3 protein-coding genes are annotated in these 2,768 nt (G+C 60.2%); 1 reads left to right on the forward strand and 2 read right to left on the reverse strand.

The window, feature by feature from the left end:
- Positions 1–414 (reverse strand): HugZ family pyridoxamine 5'-phosphate oxidase (locus PMI29_RS12390; RefSeq protein ID WP_007999298.1); only part of this gene is annotated, 414 nt, incomplete at its 3' end.
- Positions 415–579: 165 nt separating this feature from the next.
- Between PMI29_RS12390 and PMI29_RS12385 the strand changes: the two genes are divergently transcribed.
- Complete coding sequence (locus tag PMI29_RS12385; RefSeq protein WP_007999300.1) at positions 580–1,338, forward strand: SDR family oxidoreductase; 759 nt, start codon at positions 580–582, stop codon at positions 1,336–1,338.
- A gap of 126 nt (positions 1,339–1,464) precedes the next feature.
- Here the strand turns inward: PMI29_RS12385 and apbC are convergent, their stop codons facing one another.
- Positions 1,465–2,559: an iron-sulfur cluster carrier protein ApbC gene (apbC, locus tag PMI29_RS12380; protein ID WP_007999302.1), complete on the reverse strand. Its 1,095-nt coding sequence runs from the start codon at positions 2,557–2,559 to the stop codon at positions 1,465–1,467.
- Positions 2,560–2,768 lie beyond the last annotated feature (209 nt).

The following is a 2,768-nucleotide window of genomic DNA, read 5'->3' on the forward strand; positions in this document are numbered from 1 at the left end:
CCCGCCGATGTAGCGGTGGCGTACTGGCTTGAGCACCCAGAAATCGAAATCGTGGGCCTTGTGATAACCCTGTGACTCCGGGAAGTAGCGGTAGTAACGCTCAGAGGCGGCTTCGATGGCGGCTTCGTCTTCGAGCTGCTGCGCTTGCGCCAGGTAAGTCAGCCGACCAACGGCTTGAACATCTTCGGCGCCACGCTCGCCGACAAAGAGCGAGCACTTCGGATCTTTTTGCAGATTATGAGTGTGCTGGGCGATGCGGCTGATCAGGATCAGCGGCCGACCCAGCTCGTCCAGACAGTAAGGAACCACGGAGCCGAACGGAAAACCGGGCATCGATTTGGAGTGCGTCGAGAGCACCCCACGGTATTCCTTGAGAAGCAATTCTCGTGCATGCTTAGCCGCTTCAACGCTCAATTTATGACTCCTTAAATAGAATCCGTCATAAAAACGGACGAGCTGCTGGTGAAAGTTCCAGCACGCCATCGGGGGCAGTTCTCATGTGCAGCCGGACCACGTCAGGCGCAGATCGAGAGGCTCTCTACAAGGAAACCACTCAGACCTGCTGCCGGGGACATGCGAATGCAACTCACTGACAAAGTAATCATTATCACTGGCGGTTGCCAGGGTTTAGGCCGTTCCATGGCCGAGTATCTCGCCGGCAAGGGCGCGAAACTCGCCCTGGTCGACCTGAACCAGGAAAAACTCGATGACGCCGTCGCCGCGTGCAAGGCCCAAGGCGTCGAGGCCCGCGCCTACCTGTGCAACGTGGCCAACGAAGAGCAAGTGACCCACATGGTTGCCCAGGTCGCTGAAGACTTCGGTGCGATCCATGGCTTGATCAACAATGCCGGGATCCTGCGCGACGGTCTGCTGCTCAAAGTCAAGGATGGCGAAATGACCAAGATGAGCCTGGCCCAGTGGCAGGCGGTCATCGACATCAACCTGACCGGCGTGTTCCTGTGCACCCGTGAAGTCGCGGCGAAAATGGTCGAGCTGAAAAACACCGGCGCGATCATCAATATCTCGTCGATTTCCCGCGCCGGCAACGTCGGTCAGACCAACTACTCCGCCGCCAAGGCCGGCGTCGCGGCGGCGACCGTGACCTGGGCCAAGGAACTGGCGCGCTACGGCATTCGTGTCGCCGGCATTGCACCGGGCTTCATCGAAACCGAAATGACCCTGGGCATGAAGCCTGAAGCGCTGGAGAAGATGACCTCCGGGATTCCGCTCAAGCGCATGGGCAAGCCGGATGAGATCGCCCATTCGGCGGCTTACATCTTCGAGAACGACTACTACACCGGCCGGATTCTGGAAATGGATGGCGGGTTGCGCCTCTAAGGTCACCACAAAACAAATGTGGGAGCGGGCTTGCTCGCGAATGCGTTAGATCAGTCAACCATCTGTTGAATGACACACCGCATTCGCGAGCAAGCCCGCTCCCACAGGGGAAAGTATTTCAGATCATCAATCGTCGCTGACGCTTATATTCGGCATAGCCGGCGTCAAAGCTTCCTGCAACACGATCCGCGCGCCAACATGACGGGCCAGTTCCTGGTAAACCAGTGCAATCGGGCTGTCCGGTTCGGCGATCACTGTTGGCTTGCCGCCATCGGCCTGTTCGCGGATGACCATCGACAGCGGCAACGAGGCCAGCAGCTCGACGCCATACTGGTTGGCCAGTTTCACGCCCCCGCCTTCACCGAACAGATGCTCGGCATGTCCGCAGTTGGAGCAGATGTGCACGGCCATGTTTTCCACCACGCCCAGTACCGGAATGTTGACCTTGCGGAACATTTCCACGCCCTTGCGCGCGTCCAGCAATGCCAGGTCCTGCGGGGTCGTGACGATGACCGCACCGGCCACCGGCACTTTCTGCGCCAGGGTCAGCTGGATGTCGCCGGTGCCTGGCGGCATGTCGATGACCAGGTAGTCCAGGTCGCCCCACGCGGTTTGGGTCACCAGTTGCAGCAAGGCGCCGGAAACCATCGGCCCGCGCCAGACCATCGGCGTGTTGTCGTCGGTCAGGAAGGCCATCGACATCACTTCAACACCATGGGACTTGAGTGGTACGAACCACTTCTGGTCTTTGACCTCGGGACGGGTGCGCTCCGGAATACCGAACATGATGCCCTGGCTCGGGCCATAGATATCCGCATCAAGAATCCCGACCTTGGCGCCTTCGCGGGCCAGGGCCAGGGCCAGGTTGGCGGCCGTGGTGGATTTGCCCACACCGCCCTTGCCGGACGCCACGGCCACCACATTCTTGACGTTGGCCAGCCCCGGAATCTGCGCCTGGGCCTTGTGCGCGGCGATCACACTGGTGATCTCGACCCGGGCACCAGTCACGCCATCCAACCCCTGAATGGCCATTTCCAGCATTTGCGCCCAGCCACTCTTGAACAGGCCGGCGGCGTAACCCAATTCGAGCTGAACGCTGACGCGGTCACCCTGGATGTCGATGTTGCGCACGCACCCGGCGCTGACCGGGTCCTGGTTCAGGTAAGGGTCGGTGTATTGGCGAAGGACGGCTTCCACCGCTGCGCGATTGACGGCGCTCATGGGCAACTCCGAAAACAGGACTGGAAAAGATGACGGGTATCGTACCTGTTCCACGCCCAAGTCGGCATGCTTACAGATCATTTGTTGCTGTGGCGAGGGGGCTTGCCCCCGTTCGGCTGCGTAGTAGTCGTAAAACCGGAGAATGCGGTGAGTCTGATGCACCACATTCGCCGGTTTAGGGGCCGCTCCGCAGCCCAACGGGGGCAAGC

The sequence above is a fragment of the Pseudomonas sp. GM49 genome (genome assembly GCF_000282355.1).
Taxonomy (GTDB): Bacteria; Pseudomonadota; Gammaproteobacteria; order Pseudomonadales; family Pseudomonadaceae; genus Aquipseudomonas.